Genomic DNA, 15,551 nt, shown 5'->3' on the forward strand with positions numbered 1-15,551 from the left:
CGGCCCATTCAGGTTGCCGACGGGAGCGTGGTCATGAGCAAGAAAATGCTGGTGGTGCTGACCAATACAGCCAAGTATCCGACCCTCAAGCGGGCGACCGGCTTGTGGCTGGGGGAAGCGGTGCACTTTGTCGAAAAAGTCGAAAAAGCCGGTTACGAGGTCGATTATGTCAGCCCGCTGGGCGGCTACGTCCCTGTCGACCCGCATAGCCTGCAGATGGCCCCCGACCTGGACTGGCTGTGGTATGACGACAAGCGCTTCATGACCCGCCTGGGCAACACCTTGAGCCCTGGCCAGGTGAAGGCAGATGAGTACAGCGTCATCTACTACACCGGCGGGCACGGAGTGATGTATGACTTTCCCGACAACCAGCCGCTGCAAGAGCTGGCCCGCCGGGTGTACGAGCACAAGGGCATTGTCGCGGCGGTTTGCCATGGCGTTGTCGGCCTGCTGAACATCAAGCTCAGCGACAACAGCCTGTTGCTCAAGGACCGTCAGGTGACCGGCTTCTCCAATACCGAGGAGAAGCTCGTCGAACTGGACAAGGTGGTCCCCTTCCTGACGGAAACCGAGCTGGGTGCCCGCGGTGGTACCTACAGCAAGCATGAAGACCCGTGGCAGCCGTTCGTGGTGGCCGATGATCGGCTGATCACCGGGCAGAACCCGGCCTCCACGGCCCAGTTGGCCGAAAAAGTGCTCGCCATGCTGAAGCGAGGCTGACAACGAAGTTCTGCTTTTCTGTAAAACCGCAACACTTTTGGCCTACAGCCGGAGCATCATCAAGCACATAGGATCAGCGCTGACCTGTTCAACCCGAACAGCAAGGTTCAACGGAGCGGCGGTCCTATGGCAGCAATACCGAGTCTCGGCATCAACTGGCGGAAGTTACTGTTGATATTGTCCATCGGCGCAATACCGGTACTGTCCGGGTTACTGATGATGAACTATCAACTGGATAGAAAACTTGAGGAGAATGCCAAGGTTTCTGTTCAAGAGGCGATTTTCAGCATCGACCAGGCACTGGGCCGCATGGAAGGCGATCTGGACCTGATCCTGCCATTGGCAGGCAAGCCCTGTGACGAAGTACTTGGTACGCTGGAGCAGAGAGTCGCCAACAGCCCGCACCTTCGCTCACTGATACTCACCCGCGACCAACAAGCGTATTGTGCGACGGACATGGACCCTTTGGCGTATAACTCGGCTTTTGCCCTGTCCGGACGGCAGACAGAGCTGGCATTCGACGCTCCATCGTCGCCTAACGCGGCGATCATCAAAGTCCAGAGACCGAACAGCGACCCTGGGATAATCGCAACAGCGTACGGTCGGCAGCTGCGTGACGAACTGCGTGCTTTCCAGGACGGCCTGACATTGCTTCTGGAATTCAGCGACCTGTATATCTGGAGCGAGGGAGACAGCCGCGACGCACAACGCCCCTCCCAGGTCGAATTCACCGAGCGATCGGTTTCCCAGAAATATGGTTACGTGGTGATCGGCGGTTACCCCAAAGGATACGCCACCCAGGAGTTTCGCCTATCCCTGCATCAGGTACTGCCCTCGCTGGTACTGGTCGGGGTCGCCAGCATGTTCATCATGTACCTGGGCCTGACCATTTCGGGCAAGAGAAGGGTTGATACCGCCGCCATCGAATCGTGACGGCGGTACCCTGGGGTTACTCGGTGCTCAGCACACCACGACGTACCTGGTCGCGCTCGATGGATTCGAACAGTGCCTTGAAGTTGCCTTCGCCAAAGCCGTCATCCCCCTTGCGCTGGATGAACTCGAAGAACACCGGGCCGAGCAGGGTCTCGGAGAAGATCTGCAGCAGCAGGCGCTTGTCGTCAGGCTGGGAGGCACCATCGAGGAGGATACCGCGTGCTTTCAACTGGTCGACCGGCTCGCCGTGACCTGGCAGGCGCTCTTCGAGCATCTCGTAGTAGGTTTGCGGCGGTGCAGTCATGAAGCGCATGCCGAAGCCCTTGAGGGCGTCCCAGGTCTTGAGCAGGTCATCGGTCAGGAAGGCGACGTGCTGGATGCCTTCGCCGTTGAACTGCATCAGGAACTCTTCGATCTGCCCGGAGCCCTTGGACGATTCTTCGTTCAGCGGGATGCGGATCATGCCATCCGGTGCAGTCATGGCACGCGAAGTCAGGCCGGTGTACTCACCCTTGATGTCGAAATAGCGGATTTCGCGGAAGTTGAACAGCTTCTCGTAGAAGCCGGCCCAGTACGACATGCGCCCGCGATAAACGTTGTGGGTGAGGTGGTCGATGATCTTCAGGCCGGCACCCACCGGGTTGCGGTCCACACCCTCGATGAACTTGAAGTCGATATCGTAGATCGAGCTGCCTTCCTCGAAACGGTCGATCAGGTACAGCGGCGCACCGCCGATGCCCTTGATCGCCGGCAGGCGCAGTTCCATCGGGCCGGTTTCGATTTCCACCGGCTGGGCGCCCAGTTCCAGGGCGCGGGCATAGGCCTCATGGGCATTGCGCACGCGGAACGCCATGCCGCATACCGACGGGCCGTGTTCGGCAGCGAAGTACGAGGCGATGCTCTTGGGTTCGTTATTCAGGATCAGGTTGATGTCACCCTGGCGATACAGGTGCACATCCTTGGAACGGTGGGTAGCGACCTTGGTGAAGCCCAGCATCTGGAATACCGGCTCGAGCACGCCAGGGGTCGGCGAAGCCAGTTCGATGAATTCAAAGCCCATCAGGCCCATCGGATTGTCGAAGATATCAGCCATGTTCGTGTCCTCATCTGCAGCGAAAGATTATTGATTGCGTGGGATGTGGAACGGAAACGGCGGGGAGCACGGGATACCCCGCACGCTGCGGGCGAGGAAATCACCTATTATCAGCTTGAACCCATGGTATGTCATATGGACCCATTCTCGGCGGGCTTGATCCTTCGGCATCGAAGGACCTTATTGTTGTATTCGTAAATGGATTCTACATTGCGTAAAATGGTTTGTCGCCCTTTAGTTGTTCACCGGTTCCGACAAGCGGCTATCCTCTCGTAATCCTTTATACAGATCAGGGTCAGCATGCCCCTTACCGTCAAACGCCGCGCCGGCCTCGGCTGGCGCACCCTGTTGCCCTGGGTCGTCGGCGTGCTGCCCGTGGCATGCGGCCTGGCCGTGATGAACTGGCAGATCGAGCGTGAAATGCACGCCAGCAGCCAGGCTACCACCCGCCAGGTGGTGGAGCACGTCGAGCGCATTCTCGACAATCTGTCCAGCGCTGCCCATGCTCTGCTGCCGCTTGTCGACAGCCCGTGCGACGAGGTCCAGCTCATGCTGCGCGCCCAGGTCACGCGCAACGCCTTCGTGCGCTCGACCAACCTGTTCCGGCACAACGCCCTTTATTGCACCTCGCTGTTCGGAGCATTCGACGAGCCGGTCAACCCCGGCGACTACATCGACGGCAAGCTGTGGCTGATGGACGGCAACTCGGTCACCCCTGGGCACCCGCTGCTGGTGTATCGGGCCAGCGACGGCGACCGCGGCGCGATCAGTACGGTCGATGGCGAACACCTGCTGACGGCGCTGCGCCTGATCGGCCCCGATGAAGAGCTGCAGATCCGCGTGGGCGATGCCTGGCTGGGCAAGGATGGCATCGTGCACAAGGGCGTGCCCCCTGCCGCGGCCAGCGCGAATGTGCAGCTGGGCTCGACCCGTTACCCGTTCAGCGTGCATGGCGGCTACGGCGCCGACAAGCAGGGCCAGCTGTGGCTCAGCCACTATCCCGCCCTGTTCGGTCTGCTGCTGATACTGGGCGCGGTGGCCGGCCTGGTGTGCCGCTGGCAGGTTCGCCGCGCCACCTCGCCCCGTGCCGAACTGCGCCGGGCCCTGGAGGCCGACGAGTTCCTGCCGTACTTCCAGCCGGTAGTGCGCAAGGGCGACTACCGCTGGGCCGGCGCCGAAGTGCTGATGCGCTGGAACCACCCGCGCGAAGGCCTGGTGCGCCCCGACCTGTTCATCCCCTACGCCGAACACAGCGGGCAGATCGTCGCCATGACCCGTGCGCTGATGATGCACACCGCGCAGAGCCTGGCTCCCTTTGCCGGGCTGCTGGAGGACGGTTTCCATATCGGCATCAACATCACCGCCGACCACTGCCGCGACTTCAGCCTGCTGGATGATTGCCGAACCTTCCTCCAGCACTTCCCGCCAGGCCGGGTGGTGCTGACCCTGGAGCTGACCGAGCGCAAGCTGATCGAGCCCACGCCGGTGGCCCTGGAGCTGTTCGAGAAGCTCGACGTCATGGGTGTGAAGATCGCCCTGGACGACTTCGGCACCGGCCAGTCAAGCCTCAACTACCTGCGCCAGTTCAAGGTCGATTACCTGAAGATAGACCAGAGCTTCGTGGCCATGATCGGTGGCGATGCGCTGTCGGTGCACATCCTCGAGACCATCATCGAGCTATCGGCCAAGCTGGGCCTGGGCATCGTTGCCGAGGGCGTGGAAACAGAAGCCCAGCGCGACTACCTGGCCCGTCACGAGGTGGACTTCCAGCAGGGCTACCTGTTCGCCAGGCCCATGCCGGCTGCCCAGTTCCTCGAAGCGCTGGCCGCACGCCCGGCTGCGTCGCGGTTGCCGCAAGCCGCGCCCCCTGAGATCATGCGCGGCTGATCCACCTGCTCAATTCCCTATTCGAGGCATTCGTGTCAAAAGGCATTCTTTCGTCGGTCATGGCGTCCTGTCTGTTCGCCGTGATGTACTTCTATACCTCTCTGCTCTCGCCGCTCGATGGCGAGGAGATCTTTGGCTGGCGCACCCTGTTGACGCTGCCCTGCCTGACCCTGTTCATGCTTGTCTCGAAAGACTGGAAACGGGTGGGCGAACTGCTCGCCCGGGTAAAACACACGCCGCTGCTGTTGCTGGGCATGGTCGGCACATCGTGGCTGATGGGCGTGCAGCTGTGGCTGTTCCTCTGGGCGCCCCTGCACGGGCGCAGCCTGGAAGTGTCGATGGGCTATTTCCTGCTGCCGCTGGCCATGGTCCTGACCGGGCGACTTGTGTATGGCGAGCGCCTGTCACGCCTGCAGAAAGTGGCCGTGGCCTGCGCTGCTCTCGGCGTGGGCCACGAGCTGTATCAGCATGGCAGTTTCGCCTGGGAAACCCTAGTGGTGACGATCGGCTACCCGATCTATTTCGTGTTGCGCAAGCGCTGCCGCACCGACCATTTGGGAGGTTTGTGGTGCGACATGTGCCTGCTGTTGCCCTGGGCGCTGTACTTCGTGATCCAGGGTCCGCTTTCCCCTGCGGATCTGCAGGCACACCCAGGGTTGTATGCGTTGATCCCGATCCTCGGGGCGATCAGCGCCTCGGCCCTGATCGCCTACGTGCTGGCCAGCCGCCTGCTGCCTTTCAGCCTGTTCGGCCTGCTCAGCTACGTCGAGCCAGTGCTGCTGGTAGGCGTTGCGCTGTTGCTGGGCGAAACCATCGGCCCGGATCAGTGGCTGACCTACCTTCCGATCTGGGCCGCGGTGCTGGTACTGGTGATCGAGGGTTTCAAGCACCTGCTGCGTCAACGTCGCCGTTCGGTGTAAGCCGAACCTGACGCACCCGCCGCTCCTCGACCGCCTCCACGGTCAGCGTCCAGCCATTCCAGGCCAGGCGGTCACCAACCATAGGCAGGCGGTCGAGCAGGCTCATCACCAGGCCCGCGAGGGTCTGGTAGTCCTCGGTGGCTCGGGCGCAGAAGCCGGTACGTGCCTGCACCTGGCTCAGGTTCAACGCGCCGCTGACCACAAAGCCTTCACCTTCCTGAACGATGCCCGGGCCTTCGACCTCGCTGGCATCCGGCAACTCGCCGGCAATCGACTCCAGGATATCGGTCATGGTCAGCAGGCCGGTAAAGTCACCGAACTCGTTGACGACGAAAGCAATGTGCGTCGACTGGCCTCGCATCTGCTCCAGGGCATTGAGGATACTGAAGCTTTCCAGCAGGTTCAGCGGTACTCGGGCCATGCCTTCCAGATCGGGCTGGTTGCCCGACAGCAGCTCCTTGAGCAGTTCCTTCTTGTGCACGAAGCCCAGTGGCTCGTCCACGCGGCCATCGCGGATCAGCGGCAGGCGCGAGTACGGCGAATTGGCCAGGGCCTGGGCAATGGCGTCGGCCGGCTGCGCCAGGTCGATCACATCGACCTCGGCGCGGGCGGTCATCACCGTGCGGATAGGCCGCTCGGCCAGGTTCAGCACGCCACTGATCATCACCCGCTCACGGCGGTCGAACAGCACCTGCTCCTCACCGCCTTCGACCAGGTCAGCGATTTCCTCGCCCACCTCGTCAGCCTCGACCCGGCGGCCACCCAGCAGGCGCAGCACGGCATGCGCGGTGCGCTCACGCAGCGGCCGGTGCTGCTGCAGGCTGCGCTTGCGGCGGGCACGGGCCAGCTGGTTGAACAGCTCGATCAGGATCGAGAAGCCGATGGCCGCGTACAGGTAGCCTTTGGGGATATGGAAGCCCAGGCCTTCGGCGGTGAGGCTGAAGCCGATCATCATCAGGAAGCCCAGGCACAGCATGATCACCGTGGGGTGGGCGTTGACGAAGCGGGTCAGCGGCTTGCTGGCAACGATCATGATGCCGATCGAGAAGATCACCGCGATCATCATCACCGACAACTGCTCGACCATGCCAACCGCGGTGATCACCGCGTCCAGCGAGAACACCGCATCAAGCACCACGATCTGCGCGACGATCGGCCAGAACGCAGCGTGGCGTACCGTGCCGCTGGCCTGGGCCACGTGGCCTTCCAGGCGTTCGTGCAGCTCCATGGTGGCCTTGAACAGCAGGAACACGCCACCGAACAGCATGATCAGGTCGCGGCCCGAGAAGCTCTTTTCGAACAACTCGAACAACGGCGCGGTCAGGGTGACCATCCACGAGATACTGGCCAACAGGCCAAGGCGCATGATCAACGCCAGGCTCAGGCCAATGACCCGTGCTCGGTCGCGCTGATGCGGCGGCAGTTTGTCGGCGAGGATGGCGATGAACACCAGGTTGTCGATACCCAGCACCAGCTCGAGGACGATAAGCGTCAACAGGCCCAGCCAGGCCGTGGGGTCGGCTAGCCATTCCATTAGCGGGTACTCACGAGGGCAGCGTCACGAGGACGGGTGAAAGAAGGCCGGGAAGACCGGGGACTGGGGGGCTCCGCGAAGGTGCTCATATAGACCTTGTTAGCAAATTGGGAAAATGATCCTACAAGCTCAGCAGCTTTCCGTAATAGCGCAAAACTATTACAAAACCTGTAACAACCTTGTAGGAGCGGCCTTGTGTCGCGATCGGGCCGCACAGCGCCCCCCGGGGTTCAGGAGCGCTGCATTAACAGCTGGGGCCGCTCTGCGGCCCGATCGCGACACAAGGCCGCTCCTACACAAAAATGCGCTGGCCGTGCGTGAGGTACTTTTCTTCAATACCGCAGGCTGTCAATGCCCGAGCATGAAGGCCCACCTCAACCAAACGGATCCCCCTCATGAGTCTGTCCCTGTCCATGGCCGCTTTCGCACTGGCGGCCTCGATCTCCCCCGGCCCGGTCAACATCGTTGCGCTGGGCAGCGGTGCCCGCCATGGCCTGCGTGCCAGCCTGGCACATGTGGCTGGCGCCACGCTGGGCTTCTGCCTGCTGCTGGTGCTGGTCGGGCTGGGCCTGCATCAATTGTTGCTGCGCTGGCCTTTGCTGGGCCTGCTTTTGCACTGGGGCGGCGTGGCGTTCCTGCTGTACATGGCATGGAAGCTGGCCAGCGACGATGGGCAACTGGGCAGTGCCCATCCCACCCAGGCTCCCTCGGCCTGGCACGGCGCGGCGATGCAATGGCTCAATCCCAAGGCATGGCTGGCAGCGGTGGCCGGGGTTGGTGCCTATACCGGCGGTGAGCAGCAGCTGCTGTGGCTGTTTGCCTGGATCTACGGGCCGATCTGCTTCATTTCAGTGGCCAGCTGGGCGTGGGCCGGGAGCGTGGTTCGCCAGTATCTGGGCAACCCACGGCACATGCGCCTGCTGAATCGGGGCTTGGCGCTGCTGCTCGTGGGCAGTGCGGTCTACCTGGTCATTTGAGCCTGGCTGCACCGACCCTATCGCTGCCCTCAAGACCTGCGCAGTACCTGTGGGAGCTGGGTTGCCGGCGATAGGGCCACCACCGCCAAAAATGGCAATTCAGCCGAATGCATTGCGGTAATGCCCCGGTGTCGCCGCCAGGTGCTGCTTGAAGGCCCGCTGCAGGTGCGCCTGGTCGGCAAACCCGGCCTCCTGCGCAACCTCGGCAATAGCCCGGCCCTGACGCAATTGCGCCCTGGCCAGCTGCACGCGCTGGTCGAGCAGGTAACCATGCGGCGTCAGGCCGAAGCGTTGGCGGAACGCGCGAATCAGGTAGGAACGCGACAGGCCGCACGCCGCGCAGATGTCGTCCAGGCTCAGCGGGTCGCCGCGATGGGCGCGAATGAACGCTGCCGCCGTGTCCAGTCGTGGGTTGCCCTCGTCGTTGACGCTGGCATCGCCGCCAAGCAAACCTGGAAGTGCGCCAAACAGCGCCGCCAGGCGCCCTTCCCAGTCTGGCACGCCGGCGTCGAACAGGTCGGCAAAGGCCTGCAACAGGCTCCGGTACAACACCGGCGAGCTACTCCAGGGCCGGGCCGGCAAGGTGAACCCCAGTGCCTGCAACCAAGGCATATCGACGAACATCATCAGGTAGGACCAGTGTTCCCCGTCGATGGGGTTGCAGGCATGCACCACACCTGGGTTCATCAGCACCGTGGTACCAGCAGCCACCTCTATGCACTGGTCACCGTACAGATAGGAGCTGCGCCCCCCCGTTATCACTCCGATGGAAAAGCTCTCATGGGAATGCGCGGCGTAGCACACCTGGCGCCCGTCCCCTACCCGCCGGGCCTCGACGAAGGGCAACGCCGGGTCGCGCCAGAACCGTGATACCTCGATCATCCCTCACCCCGCTCGCCGCTGCCATGCGCCTGAATACTACACGCCTATCGCGGAAACAGGTCCAGCGTCCGCTCAACTTCGCCGACATCGATCGTGAAACCATCGCCGTCCGGTATCCCGACCACAAAGCCGAAATGCTGGTGGTCTCGGTCCGTCAGGTACTTGTAGTAGCTGACAAACCGATTGGGCGGCTGCAACGTCAGCAGGCAACCACCGGCCTGCAGTACGTTGACCCCATGCACCAGCTGGCTACCCTCCACACCGATTACCACCCTCGCCCCGGCGCAGGCCGCGACGATACTCGGCACATCGGACTTCAGCGGGTTGACGATGCGAAAACCGCGGGTGGCGCGCAAATGCTCCGCCAGCGCCAGCTCATTGCGCAGCAGGCGCAGGTCACCATCGCCACCACGCAGCAGGAACACCCCCGGGTGTGGCACATGCGGCACATGCGACAGCAACTTGTCGCCCATGGCCCGGTAGCGGGCATGCCGGCTGCGGTTGTTGGCCTGGTCATCGAACAGCACCAGCTCACGGAAAAACGCACTGCGCAGGCGCAGCGGGTTCATTTCCAGCCAGTCTTCATAGGCCGGGGCCTGGGCAAACAGCGGGAATCTGGCCGAGGGCGCGGTGGTTACCGGTATGCCTTCGTTACAGGCCAGCGCATAGGTCGGACAATCCTCCATCAGCCAGGTACCGAACCACGTGTTGCCGTTTTGCGTGCAATAGATGGCCGCGCGGTCGATTTCGTTTTCCACGACGATGCTCGGAAAGGGGCCCGGCTTCAACGACAGCCAATGGCTGGCCTTGCCCTTGTACAACGCCCCGTCGACCAGCCATACGTCCTTGATCAGGTAGCCGCGGGTTGGCCCTTGCAGTGTGCTGATGCCGCCTTCCATGGTACGCGCAGGGTGCACATAGGGATAGAAACGCTTGCCTTCCCACCCCGTTACTCGCTCCAGCTGGCCTGGCAGGAAAACGGCCGGGGGCGAAACCGTGACTTCCCCCGGGGCAATGTCCCAACTTTTGTCCGCCACGCTCTTGAGGTCGATGCCGCTGTTCCTGCCTAGCCGTTTGCGCGCCATGTAGCGGTAGGCGGCCAGGGTCCAGGTGTGCTGCCTGGCCGCAGGCGATGCACTGAACTTCGAGATGTCGCTTCCCATGAAGCGTCCTCCCTAGATGACAAGGTCAAAAGCCTGGCGCAAGGCGCCAGATCAACGCCTCCTGGCAACCGCTCAGCTGCACATGACCCTTTCCATGGTGGGTGGTGACGGCAGGTTGGCGTAACGGTGACGCAGGCTTTCCACGAACGTTTCGCCCGTACCGTTGCCCCCATAGAAGTAGATCTTGTGCAGGCCGCCAAACACCATTTCCTGATAGCGGCTGGCAACTTCCTCGTCACTCGCGCCCTCGGGCAACCCCAGGTGCAGCGTGAGCTTGTCGCCTTCGACCGCGAACATCGGTGTGTCCCAGAGGAACTTCGCCGTGCCGGTTCTGGGCAAGCGGACAAACAGGTAGGCATGGTTACCCAGCGAGTCGATATCGCCACCGCGGCGGCGCTTCCACTTCAACAAACCGTCATCCGGGCGCGCCAGGCAAAGGCCGATATCGTAATAGTCGAAGCCCTGCTCCAGTGCCCACTCCAGGGCCATGAAGGTGGTGATCGAATTTACCTCGCGCAACTTCCGTGCATCGGTGAACACCGCCTCGCAATAGCCGAAACGCAGGGTGCTCCAATAACGCTTGCCACCACGCACCACTTCACAGCCCAGGTGGCAGCCGATCACTTCATCGCCCAAGGTGATCAAGTCGAGCCGACCGACGCCCCTGGCAATGCGGAACACTTCTTCAGTGGGAAACTGCGCGGCATGGATACCTTGCCTGGCGCTGGCATAAGGGCGCAGCAGGTTGCGGTCGGCCATGGCGATCTCGTCATCCGAGCGGGCCTGGCGCATCTGGTACAGCGGCCGGTTCTTGCGGATGCTGCGCCGCAACTCGCTGTCGTAGCGCGCGGTGATATCCTCCAGCGAGCGCCCCAGCGGCACCACGGCGCTCAGGTAATGCGGTACCGACAATGCCCCCGACGTCGGCATTTCGCTGACCACCACCACGTGGTTGGCTGCTACCGTCGCGCTTGCGCTGTCAACAATTGCAGCATTGCCCGAACCCTTGCCGGCAATCAGCAGCTTGGCCATTTCCCGTTGCTGCTTCCGGCCGATATAGATGATTTCGTAGGGGCTTTCCTGCTGCAACCTGAACCTGGCGATTTCCCAGCGCCAGAAACAGGCACGCGCCATCGCTTCAGACACCTTGCTGGCCAGGTGTCTGATTTCGTAGCGTATGGAGGGCGAGACGAGTTTCCTCGCCGCTGCCGTCAAGGTCGCTTTCATTTCTTCTTCGACGTCCTTTGAGACACAGCATGGTCAATCGGAAAAGGACAGCAATTCAGTAAAAAGCACGTATCATGTTGATATTCGGAAATTATCCAGAAACCCCCATATCAATTAACAATTTAAGGTGCGCCCAAACACTTTATCAAGTGGCACTTTGATTGCATTTCCTTAAAGCTTCCTCACGCCATGTAAAGTTTCATGACGTCAAATTTCCTGCATGAATGGCCGATTCAGACAGCGAATTTCCATCCATATATCCAAGCCGCGTTATCCCATTACCACTCGCCTGTCTGGAATTGACGTTTGATGCCCCCTTTGCCTGAAAGGAGCGTCGACATGCCAGCCATCAATCCCCATCAACCCCTGCTTCAGGCGCAGCTGCCGCACTGGGCTCGCCAGGTAACGCCCAATCAGTGGGCCGCGTTGAAGCGAACCCAGGTCGCCCCGTGGAAGAGGCAGGACTGGTTCGCCAATGCTGCCCCCGACCTGCGTGAAGCAGCGTGTGCCAGCCAGGCGCGCCTGATGCAGGCGCAAGCAGCCTTGGCCAACTCACTCAAAGGCCTGAAACAAATCACAGAATTTGCCGAGCCATTGCTGCAACGGCGTCTTGCCGAACACGGCTTCCACGCGCAGCTGCGCAATAGCCAGCTATTGCGGGTCGAGCGCAACTGGCACTGGGCCGCCCTGCGCTATCTATTCAGCCATCGACGCGACAACTTGCTGCAGGCCGCGCTGCAGAACTTCGCCAGCGACGAGGTGTTCACTGCTGAAAGTGCCATTGCCCTGGGCGATAACATTCACGTCACGCCGATTCAGATACAAGGCGCCGTCCCTGTTGGCATGCAAGTGCCCATCGCCCACTTTCCATTGCAGTCGGAGCACTACCAGGTGGAACGGCTGCCACTCGCACCGGCCGCTTTCGCCACCCTGTGCCGTGACCTGGACCTGGGCAAGGCTTACCAGGCCCACCTGGAACAGCACCTCGCCCAACCCGCCATACGGGGCTTGGCCATCAGGGTGCAGAAAGACCGCCTGCGCCTGGCGGCCGACCTTGCCTATATGCGGCACCTGCTTGATGGCAGCACCCTTGACCAGATCGAACGGCTGTTGCAGGGTGGCACCGTACCGTGCTGGCAACTGGCGCTGTTCGGCACGCCCCTGCACGAGGTCATGCTGATCGATGCCGGCGGTGCGGGGCTGGCGCTGTATCTGCCCGGCCATGACCCGGCCCTGCGCCAATGCAGCAACCTGGACGCGGTACACGACACGCTGGCGACCTTGCTGCTGGAGCCCGATGCCCGCCAAGCCTTCACGGCCTACATCAGGCAGGACCAGCGCACGCACTTTCTCGACCTGTTGCAGCAGAACCTCGACGCCACAGGCAATACTGCCTATGACCGCCCTTGGCAGCGTGCAGCGCAAGCGGACCTGCGTCCCACACGCGTGGCTATCACAGCCGAGCCTTTCGGCCATTACCAGGACCTGCACCTGGCCCGCCTCAAGCACGAAGCCAGCCTGCTGGCGGTCCCCACCGCGATGGCCGATGCCAACGCGCGGGCCAGGCGCCTGGATGAGTGGGAAAACCTTGGCCTGGATGCACTGAATATTGCCGCGTTCTTCATCCCAGGTGCAGGCACCCTGATGCTGGCCGTCACGGCCTGCCAACTGCTCGGCGAGGCCTTCGAGGGCTACCAGGCCTGGCATGAAGGCGACCGTCACCTGGCGCTGCGCCACCTGGAGGCGGTTGGCCTGAACCTGGCCCTGATCGGCGGCTTCGTGGCGGCGGGCAAGGTGGTACCCAAGCTGTTCAACAGCCCGTTGATGGAAAGCCTGCAGCAGGTACGCGGCAGCGACGGGCGCTACCGGCTCTGGAATGAAGACCTCACCCCCTACCGCAGTGCCGTGACACTGCCGCAAACCCTGCAGCCCAATGCACTTGGCCAGTACCTGTACCAGGGCCGGTATTTCATCCGCATGGACGGCCAGCTCTTCGAACAACGCTTTGACCACAACCTGCAGCAATGGCGGGCCATTCACCCCGACACGCCCGATGCCTGGCAGCCACCGCTGGCGCACAATGCCCAAGGTGCCTGGCGCGGCCAGCATGAACAACCCGGCCAGTGGCCATTCGCGAAGCTGGCGCGCCGTCTTGGCGAGGCGTATGCCGCGTTCACACCAGAACAGCTGGCTAAGGCAGGGCGCCTCTGCGGCATCGACACCGCGCAGTTGCGCCGGGTGCACCTGGAAGGCCGAGCAACGCCCCCGCTGTTGCTCGATGCCCTGCAACGCATGGCGGCACAGGCCAAGGTCGAGGCGTTGGCCGACAAGGCCACGCCGGGCCTGTTCGAGCGCCTCTACAACGGCAGCGCGCCCACCACCCCGTCAACGCAGAAACTGCTCGCTGCCTATCCGCGGCTTTCCCCTGCCCTGGCCACGTGTTTGCTGACACCGCTGGGCGAGGCTGAATCGCTCGCCTGGCAACAGCAGGGTCAGCTACCCATTCAGGTTCGCCAGGCACTGGAACAGGTGCACAGCGAGCTGCCCCTGGTACGCGCCCTGGAGGGTGTGCTTCAGCCGGCCCGAGCCAGCAGCGACAGCGAACGCCTGCTGTTCAGCGCCCTGGATGCCATGCCCGACTGGCCTGCGGACCTGCGCCTGGAGCTGCATGGCGCAAGCCCCCAAGGCCCTTTGCTGGAGCATGTCGGCAGCGACCAGGCCAGCACCCTGCGCCGTGTGATCAAAACGACCGAAGGCTATGAGGTCGACCGGGGCGAGCGCCCTGCACCTGGACCGCGTGATCCGGACCTCTGCCGTGCCATAGAGCAGGCACTGCCACGCTCGCATCGCGATACGCTGGGTTTCCCGACGGCCGATGGCAGCTCGCTACGCCAGCGCGTACTGGGTTGGGTCGACCTGCACAGGCAGACACTGGCCCAACGCCTCTGGGGTCATCGCGCGCTGCTGCGCAAGCCCATGGGCAGCTTGCGCGGCGGTCGGCCGCTTGACCCCGAACCGCCTCAGCCGCGCCTGGCAGGCTCGCTGGCCGGGGCCTATCGGCGCTTGTTCCCCGACGCCACCGACTGGGAATTCGAAAACTGGCTCGGCAACGACGAGGACAACCCGTACGTCGATGACATTCGCTCACCCACACAGCGGCTGCACGACCTGCAGCAGCGTCTGGATACTTTGCGCCGCGACCTGCATGAATGGGCCCGGCCCGATCCGCAGCGCCCTCACCAGCGGCACCTGGCCATCCGCCCCATCCTCAACGCCTGGCGGCGGCTGTCGACCGTAGCGCTTGAAGGGGGTGGCAGCCTGCACAGCCTGGACCTGTCCGGCCTGGAGCTGGACAACCAGGACTTGGCCAGCCTGGCCTTGCCAGACGACTTCACCCATGTGCAGCACCTGTCACTCAGCTACAACCGTTCGCTCAGCCAGTTGCCAACCGGGTTCTACGAGCGCTTCCCCAACCTCAATCGCCTGCTGCTGGCCGACTGCCGGTTCGACACCGTGCCCCGCCTGGGTAACACTGAGCACCTCGCCTGGCTGGATCTGGAAGGCAACCGCATTACCTGGAGTAGCCAAGCCCAGCAGGCACTGAACCGCTGCTCCGGGCTTGTAGTACTGGACCTTTCGGGCAACCCACTGCTGCAGGCCCCGGACCTGCGTGGCCTGGCCTACCTGAGGACGCTGTTCCTGAACGACTGTGCGCTCAGCGAATTGCCGCAAGGCCTGGACCAGATGATCGAGCCCATCATCCTGGACATTGGCGACAACCAGCTGCTGCGGCTGCCAGACGGTTTCAACCTGCCACGGTCAGTTGCAAACGCCCTGCGCCTGGAAAGTGAATGGCTGGGCGCACCTGTGCTCGCGCAGATCGAGGCCTACAACGCCATGCATCAGGTGGACCTGCTGGTGTGCGAAGGCGACTACCTGGAATTCTTCGAACAAACCGGCCCGGCCGAAATGGCCCTGTGGCAGCGATTGCCGCTGCAGTATCGGCGCGACCTCAGGCCCTTGCTTGAACTTGAACCGTTCGTGTCCCGCCCACGGCAAGCCCGTGCAGAGTTCTGGCGGCGCCTGGCCCTGATCGACGCAGACCCGGCCCTGCGCCAGCAATGGTTGACGCACCCACCCTATGACCTGTTCAACCTCCCGCTTTGACAGGGATACCGATGTCTGCCTGTCCAACAGGCAGGCGCGGGTGGTCAT

Annotated in this window: 11 protein-coding genes; 6 read left to right on the plus strand and 5 right to left on the minus strand. The window is 62.7% G+C overall.

The features are described 5' to 3' along the window. Positions 1-33 precede the first annotated feature (33 nt). Positions 34-720, plus strand: a complete 687-nt coding sequence (locus CAG18_RS03470) for a type 1 glutamine amidotransferase domain-containing protein (RefSeq protein ID WP_085720353.1) — start codon at positions 34-36, stop codon at positions 718-720. A 126-nt stretch (positions 721-846) separates the two neighbouring features. Beyond that, positions 847-1,653: a CSS-motif domain-containing protein gene (locus CAG18_RS03475; protein WP_015270547.1), complete on the plus strand. Its 807-nt coding sequence runs from the start codon at positions 847-849 to the stop codon at positions 1,651-1,653. A 16-nt stretch (positions 1,654-1,669) separates the two neighbouring features. On the opposite strand, the gene hppD is transcribed toward CAG18_RS03475, so the two are convergent. Beyond that, complete coding sequence (gene hppD, locus CAG18_RS03480) at positions 1,670-2,746, minus strand: 4-hydroxyphenylpyruvate dioxygenase (protein ID WP_013972820.1); 1,077 nt, start codon at positions 2,744-2,746, stop codon at positions 1,670-1,672. 300 nt (positions 2,747-3,046) lie between these two features. Between hppD and CAG18_RS03485 the strand changes: the two genes are divergently transcribed. Beyond that, positions 3,047-4,633: a cyclic diguanylate phosphodiesterase gene (locus CAG18_RS03485; RefSeq protein WP_015270548.1), complete on the plus strand. Its 1,587-nt coding sequence runs from the start codon at positions 3,047-3,049 to the stop codon at positions 4,631-4,633. A 32-nt stretch (positions 4,634-4,665) separates the two neighbouring features. After that, positions 4,666-5,553 (plus strand): EamA family transporter RarD, encoded by an 888-nt coding sequence (rarD, locus tag CAG18_RS03490; protein WP_085720355.1) that lies wholly within the window; start codon positions 4,666-4,668, stop codon positions 5,551-5,553. Here the strand turns inward: rarD and CAG18_RS03495 are convergent. Next, on the minus strand, positions 5,516-7,087 hold the full coding sequence (locus CAG18_RS03495) for a TerC family protein (RefSeq protein WP_085720357.1): 1,572 nt from the start codon (positions 7,085-7,087) through the stop codon (positions 5,516-5,518). The genes rarD and CAG18_RS03495 overlap by 38 nt on opposite strands. 395 nt (positions 7,088-7,482) lie before the next feature. Here CAG18_RS03495 and CAG18_RS03500 point away from each other — a divergent pair, with 395 nt between their 5' ends. Next, the gene (locus CAG18_RS03500; protein WP_085720359.1) at positions 7,483-8,064 is read left to right on the plus strand and encodes a LysE family translocator; all 582 of its coding nucleotides are present in this window, start codon (positions 7,483-7,485) and stop codon (positions 8,062-8,064) included. Positions 8,065-8,163: 99 nt separating this feature from the next. On the opposite strand, the gene CAG18_RS03505 is transcribed toward CAG18_RS03500, so the two are convergent. The 3 genes from CAG18_RS03505 to CAG18_RS03515 form a co-directional block, all read right to left on the minus strand. Further along, positions 8,164-8,946 carry an AraC family transcriptional regulator gene (locus CAG18_RS03505; RefSeq protein ID WP_085720361.1) on the minus strand — a complete coding sequence of 261 codons (783 nt, stop codon included), beginning with the start codon at positions 8,944-8,946 and terminating at the stop codon, positions 8,164-8,166. A 44-nt stretch (positions 8,947-8,990) separates the two neighbouring features. After that, positions 8,991-10,109, minus strand: coding sequence for a glycosyltransferase family 61 protein (locus CAG18_RS03510; protein ID WP_085720363.1), 1,119 nt, complete (start codon positions 10,107-10,109; stop codon positions 8,991-8,993). A 72-nt stretch (positions 10,110-10,181) separates the two neighbouring features. Beyond that, positions 10,182-11,336 carry a hypothetical protein gene (locus CAG18_RS03515; RefSeq protein WP_085720365.1) on the minus strand — a complete coding sequence of 385 codons (1,155 nt, stop codon included), beginning with the start codon at positions 11,334-11,336 and terminating at the stop codon, positions 10,182-10,184. A gap of 339 nt (positions 11,337-11,675) precedes the next feature. Here CAG18_RS03515 and CAG18_RS03520 point away from each other — a divergent pair, with 339 nt between their 5' ends. Then, positions 11,676-15,503 carry a leucine-rich repeat domain-containing protein gene (locus tag CAG18_RS03520; protein ID WP_085720367.1) on the plus strand — a complete coding sequence of 1,276 codons (3,828 nt, stop codon included), beginning with the start codon at positions 11,676-11,678 and terminating at the stop codon, positions 15,501-15,503. The last annotated feature ends 48 nt before the right edge of the window (positions 15,504-15,551 follow it).

The sequence above is a fragment of the Pseudomonas sp. B22(2017) genome (assembly GCF_002113105.1).
In the GTDB taxonomy this organism is placed as follows: Bacteria; Pseudomonadota; Gammaproteobacteria; order Pseudomonadales; family Pseudomonadaceae; genus Aquipseudomonas; species Aquipseudomonas asiatica.

What these genes read in the sequence shown, in the direction of transcription:
- CAG18_RS03470 (WP_085720353.1), top strand. Translation starts at nt 34, where the DNA reads ATGAGCAAGAAAATGCTGGTGGTGCTGACCAATACAGCCAAGTATCCG.
- CAG18_RS03475 (WP_015270547.1), top strand. Translation starts at nt 847, where the DNA reads ATGGCAGCAATACCGAGTCTCGGCATCAACTGGCGGAAGTTACTGTTG.
- hppD (WP_013972820.1), bottom strand. Translation starts at nt 2,746, where the DNA reads ATGGCTGATATCTTCGACAATCCGATGGGCCTGATGGGCTTTGAATTC.
- CAG18_RS03485 (WP_015270548.1), top strand. Translation starts at nt 3,047, where the DNA reads ATGCCCCTTACCGTCAAACGCCGCGCCGGCCTCGGCTGGCGCACCCTG.
- CAG18_RS03495 (WP_085720357.1), bottom strand. Translation starts at nt 7,087, where the DNA reads ATGGAATGGCTAGCCGACCCCACGGCCTGGCTGGGCCTGTTGACGCTT.
- CAG18_RS03500 (WP_085720359.1), top strand. Translation starts at nt 7,483, where the DNA reads ATGAGTCTGTCCCTGTCCATGGCCGCTTTCGCACTGGCGGCCTCGATC.
- CAG18_RS03505 (WP_085720361.1), bottom strand. Translation starts at nt 8,946, where the DNA reads ATGATCGAGGTATCACGGTTCTGGCGCGACCCGGCGTTGCCCTTCGTC.
- CAG18_RS03510 (WP_085720363.1), bottom strand. Translation starts at nt 10,109, where the DNA reads ATGGGAAGCGACATCTCGAAGTTCAGTGCATCGCCTGCGGCCAGGCAG.
- CAG18_RS03515 (WP_085720365.1), bottom strand. Translation starts at nt 11,336, where the DNA reads ATGAAAGCGACCTTGACGGCAGCGGCGAGGAAACTCGTCTCGCCCTCC.
- CAG18_RS03520 (WP_085720367.1), top strand. Translation starts at nt 11,676, where the DNA reads ATGCCAGCCATCAATCCCCATCAACCCCTGCTTCAGGCGCAGCTGCCG.